The 18093-nt window shown below is 31.5% G+C and carries 11 protein-coding genes; 9 read left to right on the top strand and 2 right to left on the bottom strand.

Annotated features, from left to right (window positions below; genetic code table 11):
* Positions 1 to 35 precede the first annotated feature (35 nt).
* The 3 genes from secD (at position 36) to B3M86_RS06350 (ending at position 4173) form a co-directional block, all read left to right on the top strand.
* Positions 36 to 2951: a protein translocase subunit SecD gene (gene secD, locus B3M86_RS06360; protein WP_291076136.1), complete on the top strand. Its 2916-nt coding sequence runs from the start codon at positions 36 to 38 to the stop codon at positions 2949 to 2951.
* A gap of 92 nt (positions 2952 to 3043) precedes the next feature.
* Entirely contained in the window at positions 3044 to 3598 is a 555-nt protein-coding gene (locus B3M86_RS06355; protein WP_236688155.1) for a twin-arginine translocase TatA/TatE family subunit, read from the top strand.
* Positions 3598 to 4173 (top strand): phosphatase PAP2 family protein, encoded by a 576-nt coding sequence (locus tag B3M86_RS06350; RefSeq protein WP_291076134.1) that lies wholly within the window; start codon positions 3598 to 3600, stop codon positions 4171 to 4173. Before B3M86_RS06355 ends, B3M86_RS06350 begins: the two co-directional genes overlap by 1 nt.
* A 104-nt stretch (positions 4174 to 4277) precedes the next feature.
* Here B3M86_RS06350 and B3M86_RS06345 read toward each other — a convergent pair whose 3' ends face one another.
* Positions 4278 to 5426: an AI-2E family transporter gene (locus B3M86_RS06345; protein ID WP_125350690.1), complete on the bottom strand. Its 1149-nt coding sequence runs from the start codon at positions 5424 to 5426 to the stop codon at positions 4278 to 4280.
* Between the two features lie 145 nt (positions 5427 to 5571).
* On the bottom strand, positions 5572 to 7740 hold the full coding sequence (locus B3M86_RS06340) for a S46 family peptidase (RefSeq protein ID WP_291076131.1): 2169 nt from the start codon (positions 7738 to 7740) through the stop codon (positions 5572 to 5574).
* A gap of 146 nt (positions 7741 to 7886) precedes the next feature.
* On the opposite strand from B3M86_RS06340, the gene B3M86_RS06335 reads away from it, so the two are divergent.
* The 6 genes from B3M86_RS06335 to B3M86_RS06310 all read left to right on the top strand — a co-directional run bounded on the left by B3M86_RS06335 (position 7887) and on the right by B3M86_RS06310 (position 18088).
* On the top strand, positions 7887 to 8543 hold the full coding sequence (locus tag B3M86_RS06335; RefSeq protein ID WP_291076129.1) for a hypothetical protein: 657 nt from the start codon (positions 7887 to 7889) through the stop codon (positions 8541 to 8543).
* 151 nt (positions 8544 to 8694) lie between these two features.
* Positions 8695 to 9408 (top strand): lipoyl(octanoyl) transferase LipB, encoded by a 714-nt coding sequence (lipB, locus tag B3M86_RS06330; protein ID WP_291063248.1) that lies wholly within the window; start codon positions 8695 to 8697, stop codon positions 9406 to 9408.
* Positions 9409 to 9468: 60 nt separating this feature from the next.
* Positions 9469 to 12186: a helix-turn-helix and ligand-binding sensor domain-containing protein gene (locus tag B3M86_RS06325; protein WP_038330432.1), complete on the top strand. Its 2718-nt coding sequence runs from the start codon at positions 9469 to 9471 to the stop codon at positions 12184 to 12186.
* A 178-nt stretch (positions 12187 to 12364) separates the two neighbouring features.
* The gene (locus tag B3M86_RS06320) at positions 12365 to 15295 is read left to right on the top strand and encodes a SusC/RagA family TonB-linked outer membrane protein (RefSeq protein WP_038330434.1); all 2931 of its coding nucleotides are present in this window, start codon (positions 12365 to 12367) and stop codon (positions 15293 to 15295) included.
* 19 nt (positions 15296 to 15314) lie between these two features.
* Positions 15315 to 16748, top strand: a complete 1434-nt coding sequence (locus B3M86_RS06315; RefSeq protein WP_038330437.1) for a RagB/SusD family nutrient uptake outer membrane protein — start codon at positions 15315 to 15317, stop codon at positions 16746 to 16748.
* Entirely contained in the window at positions 16748 to 18088 is a 1341-nt protein-coding gene (locus B3M86_RS06310) for a glucoamylase family protein (protein ID WP_291076125.1), read from the top strand. The genes B3M86_RS06315 and B3M86_RS06310 overlap by 1 nt, the downstream gene beginning before the upstream one ends.
* Positions 18089 to 18093: the final 5 nt, after the last annotated feature.

Here is an 18093-nt window from a genome sequence, read left to right as displayed (position 1 = left end):
TTTGTCCGTCAAAATTTATTTATCAATTAAACATTATGCGAGGAAGATGGCTCATTGCAGCATTTGCAATTATTTTAAGTCTCTTGTGTATCAGACAACTAAGTTATACTTGGTACACAACTAAAGTGGAGCATGAGGCGGCGCGCTTGGCGAGTAAGCCAGAAGACGAACCAAGAATTTTAGATAGCTTGGCTCAGCATCCTCTTGATTTGGGAATTATTAAGTACGATTATGGGTATGCCAAAAACAATGAAATCAATTTAGGATTAGATTTGAAAGGTGGTATCAACGTAATTTTACAAGTTTCTGAAAGAGATTTAATCGAGAATTTATCAGCGAAAAGTCAAAACCCTATGTTGGCAACGGCTTTGGACGCTACAGATAAAGCTCAAAAAACAAACGGTAACGTACCTTATGTCGAATTATTTTTTCAAGAATTTGATAAAATAAAAGGAGGAACAAAATATGCAGCTGCAGATTTGTTTGGAAACAAAAACAATGCGGATAAAATTGCGTACAATGCTTCTGATGATCAGGTAAAAGAAGTAATCCGTAAAGATATCGAAGCTAAAGTTGCAACAGCTTATGATGTAATTAGCTCTCGTATTAATCAATTTGGTGTTGTTGAGCCAGTAATTCAACGTTTAGGTGATAAAGGTGATGGACGTATCTTGGTAGAATTACCAGGTGTTTCTGACACTGATCGTGTAAAAAAATTATTACAATCTACAGCAAAATTAGAGTTTTGGCAAGTTGTTCGTCAAGATCCTACAGTTTTACAATATTTTTCTAGTGTTAATACAGAAAAATATAATGTGAAAAATGAGAAAGGACAAACAATCAAAACTTTAGCAGAAGTTATGCAACCAGCTGGTTCTAACGCAAGTTTTGTTGTGAATGTAAAAGATACTGCTGTTGTAAACCGTGTGATGCAAGACAAAGGTTTTGTACCTGGATTACCAGCAAACATTAGAGGATACAAATACTCTTGGGCGAATAAGCCAATGAATTTAGGTAAACAAGCAAATGATAAATCTGCTCCTAAATTATTAGAGTTTTATGTCTTAAAAGGTAAAAATGGAACGCAAGAACCATTAATTGAAGGAGATAAAGTAGTTTCTGCTGCTGGTGAACGTAATCCTGGTTCTCTTACAAATGAGCCTGTTGTTACAATGCAAATGAACCAAGTTGGTGCACAAGAGTGGTCTCGTATTACAGACGAGTTGAAACCTGCAGGTCCTGGACAACCAGGTCAAGGTGTTGCAATTGTATTAGACAATATGGTGTATTCTGCGCCAAACATCAGTAATCAAATTACAGGAGGTAATTCTGTTATTTCTGGAAACTTTACAATTGACGAAGCAAAAGATTTAGCAAACATTTTACAAGCAGGTTCTTTACCAGCTTCATCTAAAATCGTTTCTGCTGAGGTTGTTGGTCCATCATTAGGACAAGAAGCAATCAACAGTTCGTTAATCGCTTTCGGTTGTGCATTTGCATTAGTATTAATCTGGATGTTGTTCTACTACAGCCGTGCAGGTATTTATGCTAACGTTGCATTAATCGTTAACTTATTATTCTTATTAGGATTTTTAGTATCACTTAAAGCTACATTATCTTTACCAGGTATTGCCGGGATTATCTTGACATTGGTAACAGGAATGGATGCGAATATCTTGATTTACGAACGTGTAAAAGAAGAATTAAGAAAAGGAAAATCATTACGTCAAGCAGTAGATTTCGCTTATTCATGGAAAGGGGCTTTCTCTGCAATTATCGATGCCAACTCAACATCATTTATCACAGCATTAATTTTATTCTTCTTTGGTAAAGGTCCTGTTGTAGGTTTCGCAACAACGTTTATGATTGGTATTTTTACATCAACATTTACAGCGATTTTCATTACACGTTATTTCGTAGAAGGACGTTTAGCAAAAGGAAAATCTGTTCCTTTCTATACATCATTTACAGCGCACTGGTTACAAAATATTAAGGTTGACTTATTAAAAACAAGAAAAATTTCTTATGCGATTTCAATTGTTTTAACAGTAGTTGCTTTAATCTCTATCTTCACAAAAGGATTTGATATGGGTATCGAATTCCAAGGTGGACGTACATATACAGTTCGTTTTGATAAACACGTAGATCCACAACAAATTTCTGAAAGTTTGGGTGATGTTTTCGTGTTAGATGGCGAAAAAATGATGCCACAGGTGAAAACGTATGGTGGTCAAAATCAAGTAAAAATTACAACAGCATACAAAGCTGACGAAGACGGAACAAATGTAGATGACGAGATCAAAGACAAATTATATACAGGTCTTAAATCTTATCTACCAGCAAATATGTCTGAAAAAGATTTCTCTGAAGATAATGCTACAATAGGTTTAATGTCTTCTGCAAAAGTAGGTCCTACAATTGCCGATGATACAACAAGAGCTTCTTATATAGCGGTTTCTTTAGCATTAGTTGCAATTTTCTTCTACTTAATCGTGATGTTCAAACGTTGGCAATTCTCATTATCAACTATCATCGCATTAGCGCATGACGTGATTATTGTATTAGGAGTTTTCTCTTTATTCAAAGGAATTTTACCTTTCAACATGGAGATCGACCAAGCATTTATCGCGGCGATTTTGACGGTAATTGGTTACTCGATGAATGACTCGATTATTATCTTGGATCGTATTCGTGAGAATTTAACAGTTGAGAAAAACCACAACTTGTACGATATTATTAATATTTCTACATCAGAAACATTATCACGTACAATCAATACGTCTTTATCAACGTTCTTAATCGTATTAATCATCTTTGCATTTGGTGGAGAATCAATCAAAGGATTTATGTTTGCGAAATTAATCGGTATCGTAATTGGTACATTCTCGTCTATTTTCGTTGCATCTCCTTTATTGTATGACTTTACTAAAAAAGGTCAAATGAATAAATAAGATTCAAATTTTAAATAAATTTTAAGAAAGCCATCAAAGAAATTTGATGGCTTTTTTTCTTCTACTAAATTTAGATTTTATACATTTGTTTAGTGAATAGTTTAGTAATATACCCAGCGTTTTTAGACTTCCAGGAAGTCGTGATTATTATGGTGGTTGCTGTAGTGATTTTTGGACCAGATAAAATTCCAGAAATTGCTCGTGGTTTGGGAACTGCTGTGCGCAAATTAAAAGAAGCATCTGAAGATATCAAGCAAGAGATTATGAATCCTGTTCAGGATGTTGATCCTACAAAAGAGATTCAGAATACCATAAAAGAGTTAAATCCAATGAACGAAGTCAAAGATTCTTTTGCGAAAATTAATCCAATGGAAGATTTTCAGAAATCATTTGATGAAGTTCGTAATCCAGTAGATGAAATGCATCAAGCTATTCATCAAGACAATACAGTAAATGCAGCGTTGAAAGATGATGCACCAACTATGAAAGCTGTAGATCCTGTACAGGATTTGGAATTGGATGTGCAAGAAACAACAGAACCCGTTATAGAAAATGTGGTTGAGCCAATTGTGGAAGAACCTGCGGTTGTTGTAGAACCAAAATCTGTAGACGAAGCATTAGGTTTAGGCGGATCAGTAAGTAGGTAATGATACAAGATTATTTTGATTGGGACGTACAAATATTTTTGTATTTCAATAATTTAGGGAATGAAAAATGGGATTGGTTTTGGTTATTCGTAACCGATAAAAAAACATGGATTCCGTTGTATGTCATCTTTCTCATCTTACTTTATGTAAAACTTGGTTGGAAAAAAACCTTATTGGCTGGAGTTTGTATTGCACTGATGATAGCGTGTGCAGATCAATTTACAAATATCTTGAAAAATTCTTTTCAACGTTTTCGCCCATGTTACACCGAATCGATTCAAGGATTATTTCGCCCGATAGATTGCGAGGGTAGAGGTAAATACGGTTTTACTTCGGCGCATGCATCTAATCATATGGCGATTGCAATTTTTATTGGAATACTGCTAAGACGCCATTACAAATGGTTACTTTATGTCTTACTTGTTTGGGCGTTAATGGTTGCTTACAGTAGAGTTTATGTCGGGGTACATTTCACAGGAGATATATTTTTCGGAAAACTAATCGGAATATTTTTCTCGATTCTTTTCTTGAAATTGTATTATTTTTTAGAAAAAAAATATTTGAAGAAGAATTAGATTCATAATAATAAATACAAAAAAAGTCTATAACAATTTGTTATAGACTTTTTTAATGGATAAAATAATAGTCAGCAATCCAATTATGTAAAATAGAAATCAGATTACTCCAAATTCTCGTCCAACTTATTTGTTTTTTTCTTTGATTTTTTAGCTTTCTTTTTGGCTAAAAATGTATTTAAATCATCATCAATTTCTGTAGAATCTTCATCACCCAAAAGATAACCCCAAGGTTTTAATTCAGTCACATTATCAAAAACAATTTTCATCAACGCAAGTATTGGAATCGATAATAGCATGCCCATAATTCCCCACGTCATTTCTCCAATTACTAATCCAATAATCACAATCAAAGAATTGATTTTTACTTTAGAACCTACAATTTTTGGCATCACCACATTTCCATCAATTGCATGAATTGCAATAAATGCAATTAAAACAAAGAACAATTTTGAAGCTGACATTGTGGCAAATGTGATTATTAGCGTTATAATTAATGAAATAACAATTCCTACATAGGGAACAACATTTAGAACGCCAGTTAAAATAGCTAAAACAAATTTGTACTTAAGTCCAAGAATAGAAAATGCAATAAAGGATAAAATTGATACGACTAACATTTGTAAAAATAAGCCAATCAAATATTGTTTAACCATTTTTTGAATAGATGTAATGACATTATAAACCTGGTCGTGTGTATTTGAATTGAATGCGTAATATAAGAATTTTACCAAATGACGACGATAAATCAACAAGAATACAATGTATAAAAAAGTGAACAAAACTGTAACAGCCATCGATGAAACAATAGAAATTACTTTTTCGATTACAATTGTACTCGTTTCGATAGTGGTTTTGACATTCTTTGTCAAATATTCCATTTGCGCATGCGAATTAACACCAAAGGTATGGTGAATCCAATCTTGCAAATTCATAAAAGCTTCTATGATTTGTTTCTGAAACGTAGGCCATTCATTTGCTATTTCAGCCATTTGTATAGCAATCAAATAGAAAATTCCTAAGATAAATGCTGCAAAAAGCAAGGTGGTAATGATACTTGAAATAACACGTGGAATGCGTAAATATCTTTCGAAAAATGAACAAACGGGTGCTAATAATATTGAAATTAAGAAGCCTAATATTAATGGAACTAAAATTCCTTTACCTATTATTGAAATAAATGTTAAACAAATGATTGACAATAATGTGCAAGTTAGTTTTAAATAAAAAGGCCATTTTCTTATGACTTCCATAATTATGAGTGTTTTATTTTGACAATTTTTTAGATAAGTTGTATAAATATAGTTTTATTTCTTAAGACTTTATTTGAATCTTACGTTTATTTCAATAAAAAAACCACGTTATAAAAACGTGGTTTTCAGAATATAGTGAAAAATATTATTTTTTCTTTGCATTTTTGCTTTCGTCAACGATAGTCATTTCATCAATCAAACGTTGCGCATTAGCATACTTGTCAACTACCCACAAAATATAACGAGAGTCCACCATAATATTACGACAAATCTCTGGATCATAATTTAAATCTGACATTGTTCCTTCCCAAACACGGTCAAAATTCAATCCGATTAATTCTCCTTTTGCATTCAATGCAGGAGAACCAGAATTACCACCAGTTGTATGGTTTGTTGCAATAAAGTTTACAGGTAATTTTCCGTTTTTATCGGCGTATTTTCCGTAATCTTTTTTATCGTATAAACTTAACATTTGTTTTGGTAAATCATACTCATAATCTCCCGGAATATATTTTTCCATTACACCTTCCATGTGCGTTACAGGTTCGTAATAAACCGCATCGCGAGGTTGGTAACCATCAACTTTTCCGTAAGTTACACGTAAAGTTGAATTTGCATCTGGGAAGATTTTCTTGTCTGTAAATACATCCATTTGCGCTTTCATATACGTACGCATCAACTTGTTGATTTTATCTTGATTCGCTAAATATGTAGGCGTTACTTTCGTTTGATTTGCATCTAAAATTAAACGAATTTGAGCAATTAAGGCATCTTCTTTTAAGGCTTTGATAAACTCAGCATCATTTTCAGCCAAAGTTTTGATATTTCCTAAAACAGATTGACCATTAATTTTTTTCGTTCCGTTGATTACCGAATTTCCTAAAGCTGTTTTGATATTTGCAGCTGTTGTAGTTGGTAATAAATTTTGAGGAACAACTTTGAAATAATTATCTGCTAAATCAGAAGAAATTGTTTTATCCAATTCTGGATTATAATCCTTGTGCATAGACGCAACTGTATTCAACGCTTTAGCTTTTGTTTCTGCGTAATTTTTTTGTCCAACCGAATTCAAAATATTGTTCAATGTTAACGCCATTCTGAATGTTTCTGAATTTGAGAAAAATGTTTCAGAATACATTGTGTACGCTAAATTATAATCTTGATTTGCTTTATTAACTTGATTTAAATCTGAAATAATATTCGAATATTCACCTTTTAATTTAGGATTTTTTGCAATACGATTCATAAATTCTTGCTCGTATTGTTGACGTTTTTCTACAGCTTTCGAACGGTTTAATCCTAAAACTTCACCAATCCATTTTTTATGTGCATTCGAAATACGCGCTTGTTTAGATGCATAAGCGATACGAGTTGCATCGTCTTCACGCATTTTTTTATCGATATGAGATAACGCAATTGTACGCACATTGATACGCGCAGGATCAATTACATCTTTTATTTGCTGGATAGAAGAAGCTGGTAAATATTCGTCCGTCGTACCTGGGAAACCATATACAAACGTGAAATCATTCTCGTTAATTCCCGAAATATTAATAGGTAAGAAATGTTTTGGTTTGTACGGAACATTGTTTGGTGAATAATCTGCAGGTTTGTTGTTTTTATCTGCATAAATTCTAAACATCGAGAAATCTCCTGTATGACGTGGCCAAACCCAGTTGTCTGTATCATTTCCATATTTTCCAATTGCAGAAGGTGGCGCACCAACTAAACGAACATCTTTGTATGTTTCTGTCGTAAATTGGTAATATTTATTTCCTTTGTAAAAAGGTTTGATAAATACTGAACGGTAAGATTCTGTCTTAGTTTTTGCATTAAAATCTTCAATATTTTTCTTGATGATTTTGTTACGATCTTCCTCCGACATATTATCGTTAACGCCAGCTAAAATTGCAGTAGTTACATCTTTAATATCTACAATAAAAGTAGCTGTTAAACCTTCGTTTGGTAATTCGTCTTTCAACTCTTTTGCCCAAAAACCATCTGTTAAATAATCATTTTCTAAAGACGAATGTGCTTGGATTTCTCCATAACCACAGTGATGATTAGTTAATAATAAACCATTTGGAGAAATAACTTCGGATGTACAACCGCCACCAAAGTGAGCAACTGCATTGTTGATACTTTTATCTCCAGTACTGAAAATGTCTTTTGATGAGATTTTCAATCCCATGTCTTTCATTTCCTTTTCATTCAATTCTGTTGGAATCCACATTCCACCACCTTGTTGTGCAAAAACACTAAAGTTTGCAAACAAAGCCATTAAAATAGATCCTTTAACGAATAATTTCTTCATTTTTATTTGATTATTTTGTTTACCGATTTCTTAGAATTCCAAAGATAAAGATTTTTATTCAATCGTTAATGTATGCTCAAAACCATTATTTTTAGTGAGATTATAAAAAATAATTTCGAGTATTTTTACAATCAAAATTTAGCTAAATGAAAAGAATATTAGTAGTTGGTTTAATGGTTTTAGGATTGCAATCGTGTACAATAAAAGAAGAATATGTCATAAAAGAGGATGGGAAAATTGATTATAATTATTCTTTAAATGGCAACGACCTAAAATCATTTATTCAAGATGAGTCAGGTTATAATGCGCTTTTGGATGAAAAAAAACAAGTTGTCGAAGATTTGAAAAAAGGTATAACAATAGAAACACTATTCAAAATAATGACAGATGACGAAGATTTTTTGAAAGATAAAAGAAGTAATGCAATCAATTATTTTGAGGAAAATAAGTTAGCATTCGAGAAGTTTAAACACCACAAAGTGTTTGTAGATTTTAATGAGTTAACTTATTCATCAGTATTAATTTCGAAACCAACTTCGATAAATAAGGAAAGTAAAGAATTGAATGATTTTTTGTTTAATTTATTTATCGCGATTGATAATCCGTTTAACACGAATTATTTAAATAATCAGAAAAATATAAACACGAACAGTTTTGAAATTGTATTCAATAAAAATGAATATGAAAAATTAATTAAAAGCCTAACAAGTAAATTTGATAGGAGAATGGAGGATAATATGATGTTCAATAAGATGTTTAATTATCAATTGATCATTCATGCACCAAAAAAAAATAGTAAGTAGTACAAATGAAGATGCTAACCTTTCTTTTGATCAAAAAACGATCAAACTAAATTTTACATTTAACGATATTATTTCTGTTAAGAATAAATCAGTCAAAATTACTTATTAAGTTCTTAGTTTCGTAAATTTGACATTCGAAACACATTGTGAAATGAAACAAATTGTCGAATTCCAAGATTTAGGAATTAACAGAGATTACCAAGAGATTTGGGATTATCAAGAAAGTCTTTTAGCAGAAAATATAGCTGTAAAACAATATAATAGAGCGCAAGATAAGGAGGGAAGTTCAGATTTTAAAAATACTAGAAATCATCTACTTTTTGTAGAACATGCGCATGTTTATACACTTGGAAAAAGTGGACATTTAGAAAATATGTTGGCTTCGAGTGATAAATTAAACGAGATAAATGCAACTTTTGTGAAAACCAATCGTGGTGGAGATATTACCTATCATGGACCGCAACAATTAGTTGGTTATCCTATTATTGATTTGGATAATTTCAAGCCAGATATTCATTTGTATATGCGCAATTTGGAAGAAGTGATTATCAAAACTATTGCCGAATATGGACTAAAAGGTGAGCGTTCTCAAGGAGAAACTGGTGTTTGGTTGGATGTTGGTCGACCTTTTGCTCGAAAAATTTGTGCAATGGGTGTTAAGGCTTCACGTTGGGTAACAATGCATGGTTTTGCACTAAATGTGAATACAGATTTGCGTTATTTTGAATACATAGTTCCATGCGGAATTCACGATAAAGCTGTTGCTTCATTGGAAAGAGAACTTGGATATCAGGTAGATATGAACGAAGTGAAAGCGTTTACAAAAAAACATTTTGCAGAAGTTTTTGATGTAGAATTTAAATAAGATAATTCAGAAATATAATCTATTTTTAAGGACCGTTTTTACGGTCTTTTTTATTGCACAATGAGAAGCTTATTTATTCTATTTTTACTTGTTTCCACTTATAGCAAATCTCAATCGTTTGCGCCAATTATTTCGAATTACTCTAAAAGCGAATATTTGGGCGAATCGCCTATTTGGGATATTACAGAAAATAAAAAGCAAGGAAAAGTATATTTTGCGAACAATCGAAATATCTTAGAATATGATGGTAATTTTTGGGAAAAATATTCGCCAAATAGCTTAACAATTATACGTTCTGTTTTTACAATGAATAATGTATTGTATTCAGGTGCATTAAATAATTTTGGATATTGGAAAACGATTGAAGGAAAGAAAGTTTATATTTCAATTTCAGATAAATTCAAAAGTTTTGAAGGGTTAGAACAAGAAGAAATCTGGAAAATATTTTATCATAATCGTTCTATTTATTTTCAATCGTTCAATTATCTTTTTCAATTTGATGGTAAAACAGTTAAACGATACAAATTACCTGCGCTTTCCTCTTACGTTTATTTGGTGAAGGGTAAAATGTTAGTAGCCACTATTTCTAAAGGTATTTTCGAATTTAATAATGGACATTTTGAGCCGTTATTTGAAATTGAAAAAGGTAAATCAATTGTCATTCATGGAATAGAAAAATATGATAATGATTATTTAGTTGGTACACTAACAGAAGGAATTTTCAAGTACAACAAAACAGCTGGTTTACAAGAGTTCAATGTGGAATTCAATAAAATGCTAAAGAATTATTTAGTGTTAAAAATGATTCGATTAGAAGATAAATTAATCATTGGAACTTCAAATAATGGGATTTATGTATATGATTTAAAAACTAATTCTTACAAAAATTACAATCAAAACTCTGGGTTAATCAGTAATACAATCCAAAATATAAGAATAGATTCTAAAGGAAATGCTTGGCTTGGAACGGATAAAGGTATTTCGAAAATAGAATTGAAAAACAAAACTCAACTATTATATGATTACAATGGTCATTTAGGAAATGTTTTTTCGTTCGATTTTTACAAAGACAATATTTTGTTGGGAACAAATCACGGATTTTATAATTATTCGAATACTCTAAACCAAACAAATTCAGTTCTCGAGAAAGGTTTAATTTGGAATGTAACAAATATTGATAATACAATTTATGTTTCGGATAGTTGGGGAACTTACATTTATTCAGGACTATTGAATAAGATTTCTTCTACAAATGGAGGTTTTAAATTGATCAAATATGGAAATAAATTATATCAATCATCTTTTACAGGAATCAATGAATATATACAAGGTTCTCATGAAGAATCTAGTAAAGTTTCCAGTTTAACTATTCCAATTATTGATTTTATTATTGTTGAAAATAAAATTTTAGGAACAGGAAAAAATGGTGGTTTATATTTATTTGATCTTAAAAATAGAACAGGAAAGGAGATATTTTACCAACATAAAAAATTAGTTAATCCGCAAACTATTCTCGAAGATAATAAGGTTTTTGTATTGATTGATGATCAACATTTAGTCCGTTATGATATAAATAAAAACTTATTTTCTGATGAGAATTTAGATTCGAAATTAAAGAATATTAATCGAATTCGTTATTTAAAAGAGAATCGTTATTTAGTTGAAGCGGATAATATTCTGTATTATTCTAAAGTGGAACAGAATAAATTGATTCATTATTTAATTCCCAAAAAATTGTATGATGGAAAATTGGTTGATGACAATTTAACGGCTAAAATCAACGATCAGTTTTTATACATTAACCTCGAAAACGGATTATTGAAATATGATTTAAAATCTATACGTCGCGAATTACCAAAGGTAAAAATTAAAGCAAAAATCAATCAAACGGTTTTGAATAATGAACCTAATATTGAGTATTCAAATAATTATATAGATTTTTATGTTTCAATTTTGAATGATGATTTTGCAAATTATCAATTGTATTATCAATTAAATAACTCTAAAATTCAACCGCTTAATCAGCCTATAATTAATTATAAACAATTAGAAAGCGGTTCATATCAATTGTCTATTTATGCTCTAAAAGATGGAAATTTTGTGGAGTTGAATCATTTTGATTTTCGGGTTAAGAAGATTTGGTATTTATCAAATTTGATGATATTATTTTATATTTTATTAATTGTTGGATCGATTTTGGCTATTTATAAATATAACAGAATGAAGTTGAAACAAAGTTTCAGAATTAAACAAAAGCAATTTGAATATGAATTGAATTTGATGGAAATGAAGCATCAACAAGAGTTAAAAGAATTGAATCATCATAAAGAAAAACAATATTTAGAAACTTCTTTACAAACGAAATCTACAGAATTGGCTGGACAAGCTTTGAAATTAGCTAATCAACGTGCTATGATCTTAGAAATTAATCAATTGTTTTCTCAATTGGAAATGAATGAAATCAATAAAAAATTAAAAAAGAAATTTGAGAAAACGTTTTCGGAATATAGTTACAACAGAAATGAATGGCAAAATTTCGAATTAAATATTCAGGAAATTCACCAAGATTTTATTAAGAGATTAGCTGAGAAATATTCTAATTTAACAGCAAAAGACTTAAAACTGTGTGTTTTCCTTCGAATGAATTTATCAACCAAAGAGATTGCTCCTTTAATGCACCTTAATTATCGATCGGTAGAACTACAACGATATAGATTACGCAAAAAAATGCAAATTCCTTCTGAAATAAACCTAAATAAATATATGATTAATTTTTAAATATCGGAAAATAAATTACATCATAACTACATCATATTGTAAATATAATATTACATAATTATTTGATATTTAGTGTTATATGTTTTATTTTTTCAGAAAGTTATTCTAGCTGAAATTATTACTTGTTAATCAAGTGTTAAAACATTCTATTTTTGAAATAACCATTTATTGAAATAGAATGAAAAAATATTTTCTTCCATTATTTATTCTCGGGTCTTTCTGTGTAAATGCCCAAGTTACTAACGATTCTATACAGATAGGAGATCCTTTCGAAAGTGATTCTATTATACTAGATCAAGCCGTTGTGGTTGGATATGGTACTGTTAAGAAATCAGATCTTACATCAGCTGTGTCATCAGCTAATGCTAAATACATTACGCAAATTGCAAGTACAACTGCCATGCAGTCTTTGCAGGGGAAATTAGCTGGTGTTAATATCATTAATACGGATACTCCAGGTGGTACACCAACTGTTTTGGTTCGTGGAATGGGTACAGCCCTAGGAGGGAAGGCTCCTTTATATGTTGTGGATGGATTAATTGTTCCAAATATTAACAATATTAATCCAAATGACATTGAAAAAATTGATGTTTTAAAAGATGCAGCATCTTCAGCTATTTATGGAGTTCGTGGTGCAAACGGTGTAGTTGTTGTAACAACTAAACGTGGTAAAACAGGAAAGATTAGAGTTAATTATGATTCATATATTGGAGTAAGAAATACTATGAATATGGTAGATATGGCTGATGCTAATCAGTACATAACTTATTTTAATGAACAAAGAAAAGCAACAGGAGGTTCTTTGATTTCTACAAATCAAAAATATAACACGAATTGGTTTGATGAAATGTTAACCACAGGACAATTAATTAGTAATAATGTTTCGTTAGCTGGCGCTGGAGAAAATATTAATTACATGTTCAGTATTAATAATTTCGAAGAGAAAGGAATCTTAGAAGGAAATAACTTCAAAAGAACAACTGTTCGTAGTAATAATGACTATAAATTGTTTGATGGAATCTTAAAGATTAAACAAAATGTTAGTGCTACTTTTTCTAGAGAGAATCCTAAACCATATGGAGCATTTGATGTAGCTTACCGTCAATCACCATTGGTTCCTGTAAAATATGATAACGGAAGATGGGGTTTACCAATTTTTAATACAACAACAGGAGAAGTAACATATGTTGCAAAACCTGGAGAGGTGACAAGTAATTTGAACTCTCATGGTAACCCAATGTCAACATTGTATTATGATAATCAAAAAGCTAATTCTACTACACTTCAAGGAAATATAGAAGCAGAGTTGAAACTTACAAAAGGGTTAACAGTAACTTCTCGTGCTGGAGGAACAAAATATTGGTACAAATACAGAGAATTTAATCCAATTAAAGAAAGATGGATTGCTGGTAACCCAATTAGAACTGCTGCTGAGTTTGAAGGTTTAAAAGCGAAGAATCCTGCGAGTTCAACTTATATGAATAACTCTCTAAATCTAAATAATGTAGAAACATTTAGATGGTCATGGGAAAACTTCGTAACATTTGATCGCAAATTTGGAGATCATTCGTTCAATGTTGTTGCTGGAGTATCTGCTGAAAAAATGGGTATTGGTCAATATTCAGATATCACAGTATATGATGTTCCTGATAAAGAACAATATTGGTCTGCTCATCATGCTTCTGGACAATACAAAGCTGCAATGGATCAAAATAATTATACTCCAATTGCTTATGCTTCTTATTTTGCTCGTTTACAATATAATTACGCAAATAAATACTACGTTTCTGGAATTATTCGTAGAGATGGTTCAAGCCAGTTTAAACAAAACGAAAAATATTGGGGAACTTTCCCTTCTGTTTCTGCTGCTTGGAATATTTCTAATGAAGAGTTCTTAAAAGATAGTAATGTAATTTCTTTCTTAAAACTTCGTGGAGGTTGGGGACGTTTAGGTAATGCAGATGTGCCATACAACTATACAACAATTACAACTTCTACAGGTAGTGATAATGCGAATTATGTATTTGGACCAGGTCAAGATTTAATTTATGGAGCTTATATCGGTTCGCCTGCTTATGATATTTCATGGGAAATTGTAGATGAATGGAGTGCTGGCCTAGATTTCGAGTTATTGAAAGGTAAATTATCAGGAAGTTTAGATTATTACAATAAGACAACGAAAAATGCCATCTTAAATATTAAACAGATAGGTTCATCTCCTTATGAAAAAGATTTTTATGATCATGCAGCAAAAGTAGTAAATCAAGGTTTTGAAATTGCTTTAAATTATCGTAATGAAACAGCTGGAGGATTAAGATATTCGATTGGTGGTAACTTCAACTACAACGAAAATGAAGTGAAGTCTGTTAAAGAAGGATATTCTGGAATGACAGGGGGTTCTTTAGGAAATGGACAAATTGCAAAACGTTTAGAAGCTGGTCAACCACTGGGTTCTTTCTGGTTATATGAAGTAGAAGGTGTTTGGCAAACACAAGATGAAATAAATAGCAATGCTCATTTATCAAGTGCTCGCCCAGGACATTTACGTTACAAAGACCAAAATGGAGATGGAGTTATTGATGATCGTGATAAAAAATTTATGGGATCATATATTCCAAAATATAACTACGGAATTAATGTTAGTTTAGAATATAAAAACTTCGATTTAACGATTAGTGGTTATGGAGCTGGTGGTAATAAGATTTACAATGGTATCAAAAACACACGTTTAGGAGGAGAAAATATAACAGTTGATATGTTCAATGATCGTTGGACAGGAGCTGGTAGTACAAATTCTCATCCTGGAGCGGAGCGTGATCAAGTTGCTTCTTCTTATTATTTAGAGAAAGGTAATTACTTCAAATTAAGTAACATGACAATAGGATATAATTTTAGAGATAAAATTGATTTTATCAGAAACTTAAGATTATATGTTAGTGCTCAAAATGTATTCATGATTACGAAGTATTCAGGATTTACACCGGAATTAACTTTAGATAATGTAAAAGGAAAACGTTACGATGGAAGTCCTTATGGAACAACAGGAATGGATTTCTCTGCATATCCAAATGTTAGAACATTTTTAGTTGGATTAAACGTAGAATTCTAATCTAGAAAATTTTAAAAAAATGAAAAAAAATATATTTAAAATAGTAACATTAGCTTCTATTCTTTCAATCGGAACATTAAGTTCTTGTACAAGTGATTTTTTGAATGTTGATTCTCAAGAAAATATTGCAATTGATGATCAAGCTTCTCAATCTCCAGAAAAATATGTGAATGGTATTTACGGAATGTTTACAGATTGGGATTATGCATTCTCTTGGTTAGGAGTTACTGAAATGATTTCTGATAATGCAGATAAAGGAAGTTCTTCTACAGATAATGGTGGAGATAAACGAGATTTAGACGAATTATTACATAGTTCTACAACAGGTTCTATTGAAGCAATGTGGAAACGTTTTTATAAAACAATTGGTAGAGCGTCATATTCAATAAAATATACGACAGAATCATCAATTACAGATGCAGAAAAAAATAGATTAATTGGGGAAGCAAAATTTTTGAGAGCTGTTTCTTATTTCTATTTGGTTCGTATGTTTGGAGATACTGTGATACAAGAATTAGATGTACCAGCATCTTATGCACTACGTAAACCAAAAGCAGAAGTTTATGCATACATTGAAGCAGATTTATTAGATGCAATATCAAAACTTCCTACTAAAAATGAGTATGCTGCAAAAGATTTAGGACGTGCAACAAAAGGAGCTGCTCAAGCTTTATTAGCAAAAGTATATTTATACCAAGGAAAAAATCAACAAGCATACGATATGGCTACAACTGTTGTTAATTCTAGTATTTACGATTTAGAAAGTGATTACGCAACAACTTGGAGAAAAGAAACTGAGAACGGTAAAGAATCTTTATTTGAAATTCAAGCTCGTGGAGATGCTGTTGCGCATGGTGTTCAACAATATTCAGAAACTCAAGGTGCTCGTGGTACTGGAGGTTGGGGATGGGGATTCAATGTTCCTTCTCAAAATTTATTAGATGCTTTTAATGCTGAAGGAGATGCTATTCGTCGTGATGCAACAATCATTTTTAGAGGTGAAACTTTATATGACGGTCGTTTAGTTCCAACTTCTGTAGAAAACCCGATGTATAACGAAAAAGCATATTCAAGTGCGAATCTTGGTTCTGCTGATGGTGACAAAAATATCCGTGTAATTCGTTTTTCTGAAGTTTTATTAATTCAAGCTGAAGCAGCAAACGAGATTGGTCAAGACGCTTTAACACCTCTTAATCGCGTTAGAACACGTGTTAAGTTAGCTCCAGTAGCAAGTATGTCTAAAGATCAATTACGATTAAAAATCTGGAATGAAAGACGTTTAGAATTAGCATTTGAGCATGATCGTTGGTTTGATTTAGTTCGTACTGGTCAAGCAAAAGAAATGATGGCGAAAAATGGTAAAACTTTCGTTACTGGAAAACACGAATTGTTTCCAATTCCAAATGGACAAATTATTCAAACTCCAACAATGACTCAAAACCCAGGTTGGTAATGGTTAAATTAAATAAAACAATAGTTACTTGCGCTCTTTTATGTGGCGCAAGTGCTTTTGCTCAAACAAAACAAGAAAATAAGCTGTTAGATAAAGTTCAGAAACAGACGATTCAATATTTTTGGGATTATGCTGAACCTCATTCAAAATTAGCTCGAGAACGTTTTCATCCTGATGGTTTTTATCCAGAAAATGATTCAAACATCATTACAACAGGAGGAACAGGATTTGGATTAATGAGTTTAATTGTTGGGATTGATCGCGAATTTATTCCAAGAAAAGAAGCAACTGAACGAATTTTAACAGGATTGAAATTTTTACAAAATGCAAATCGTTTTCATGGAGCTTGGCCACATTGGTTAAATGGCGAAACAGGAAAAGTAAAAGCTTTTAGTACATACGATAACGGAGGTGATTTGGTAGAAACTGCATTTCTTGCTCAGGGTTTAATTTGTTTGAAAGAGTATTTCAAAGATTCTAAAAATGAGAAAGAAATAGAGATTTCGCAATTAGCTGATCAACTTTGGAAAGAAATCGATTTCAATTTTTATACACGTGGAGAAAATGTGCTGTATTGGCATTGGTCACCAAATTACGAATGGAAAATCAATTTTCCATTAAAAGGATTTGATGAAACCATGATTACGTATGTTATTGCTGCGGCTTCTCCAAAATATTCGATCAATTCAGAAGTTTATTACAACGGTTGGACGAGAAATGGGGATATAAAATCAAATGATTCTGCATACGGAGTTCCATTGATTGTAAAACATAACGGAGCTGATAAAAATGTAGGTCCATTATTTTGGGCACAATATTCTTTTATTGGACTTAATCCGAACAATTTGATAGATGGAATTGGTGTTGATTATGGAAAAGTGGTGAAAAATCAAGCAAAGATTCATTACATCTACAATCAACAAAAAACGGAGAGTTTCAAGAAGTACGAAAAAAATATGTGGGGATTAACAGCAAGTTATACCTTCAATCCAGATGGAACAGAAGGTTATACAGCTCATTCTCCATTAAATGACAATAATGTAATTACGCCTACAGCAGCATTATCATCTTTTCCATATACACCGAAAGAATCTATGGATTTCTTGAAGTTTATTTATGAAAAACAAAACAAAAGCTTGATTGGAGTAGCAGGTCCGTATGATGCGGTTGATGTAAAAAATGATCGAGTGATTACAAAATATTTGGCGATAGATCAAGGAACAATTACACCAATGATAGAGAATTATCGCTCTGGATTATTGTGGAAATTGTTTATGCAAAATGAAGATGTACAAAGAGGTTTAGATAAACTGAAATTCAAAACGACAGCCTCGAATTAAAATCA

The organism is Empedobacter sp. UBA6305, from assembly GCF_002440405.1.
In the GTDB taxonomy this organism is placed as follows: Bacteria; Bacteroidota; Bacteroidia; order Flavobacteriales; family Weeksellaceae; genus Empedobacter; species Empedobacter falsenii_B.
Note: the sequence above shows the minus strand (reverse complement) of the source record. Positions and strands in the feature narration are given on the sequence as shown.

Excerpts from the sequence above, each read along its gene's own strand:
- secD (WP_291076136.1), top strand. The coding sequence starts at position 36 with ATGCGAGGAAGATGGCTCATTGCAGCATTTGCAATTATTTTAAGTCTC.
- B3M86_RS06350 (WP_291076134.1), top strand. The coding sequence starts at position 3,598 with ATGATACAAGATTATTTTGATTGGGACGTACAAATATTTTTGTATTTC.
- B3M86_RS06345 (WP_125350690.1), bottom strand. The coding sequence starts at position 5,426 with ATGGAAGTCATAAGAAAATGGCCTTTTTATTTAAAACTAACTTGCACA.
- B3M86_RS06340 (WP_291076131.1), bottom strand. The coding sequence starts at position 7,740 with ATGAAGAAATTATTCGTTAAAGGATCTATTTTAATGGCTTTGTTTGCA.
- B3M86_RS06335 (WP_291076129.1), top strand. The coding sequence starts at position 7,887 with ATGAAAAGAATATTAGTAGTTGGTTTAATGGTTTTAGGATTGCAATCG.
- lipB (WP_291063248.1), top strand. The coding sequence starts at position 8,695 with ATGAAACAAATTGTCGAATTCCAAGATTTAGGAATTAACAGAGATTAC.
- B3M86_RS06325 (WP_038330432.1), top strand. The coding sequence starts at position 9,469 with ATGAGAAGCTTATTTATTCTATTTTTACTTGTTTCCACTTATAGCAAA.
- B3M86_RS06320 (WP_038330434.1), top strand. The coding sequence starts at position 12,365 with ATGAAAAAATATTTTCTTCCATTATTTATTCTCGGGTCTTTCTGTGTA.
- B3M86_RS06315 (WP_038330437.1), top strand. The coding sequence starts at position 15,315 with ATGAAAAAAAATATATTTAAAATAGTAACATTAGCTTCTATTCTTTCA.
- B3M86_RS06310 (WP_291076125.1), top strand. The coding sequence starts at position 16,748 with ATGGTTAAATTAAATAAAACAATAGTTACTTGCGCTCTTTTATGTGGC.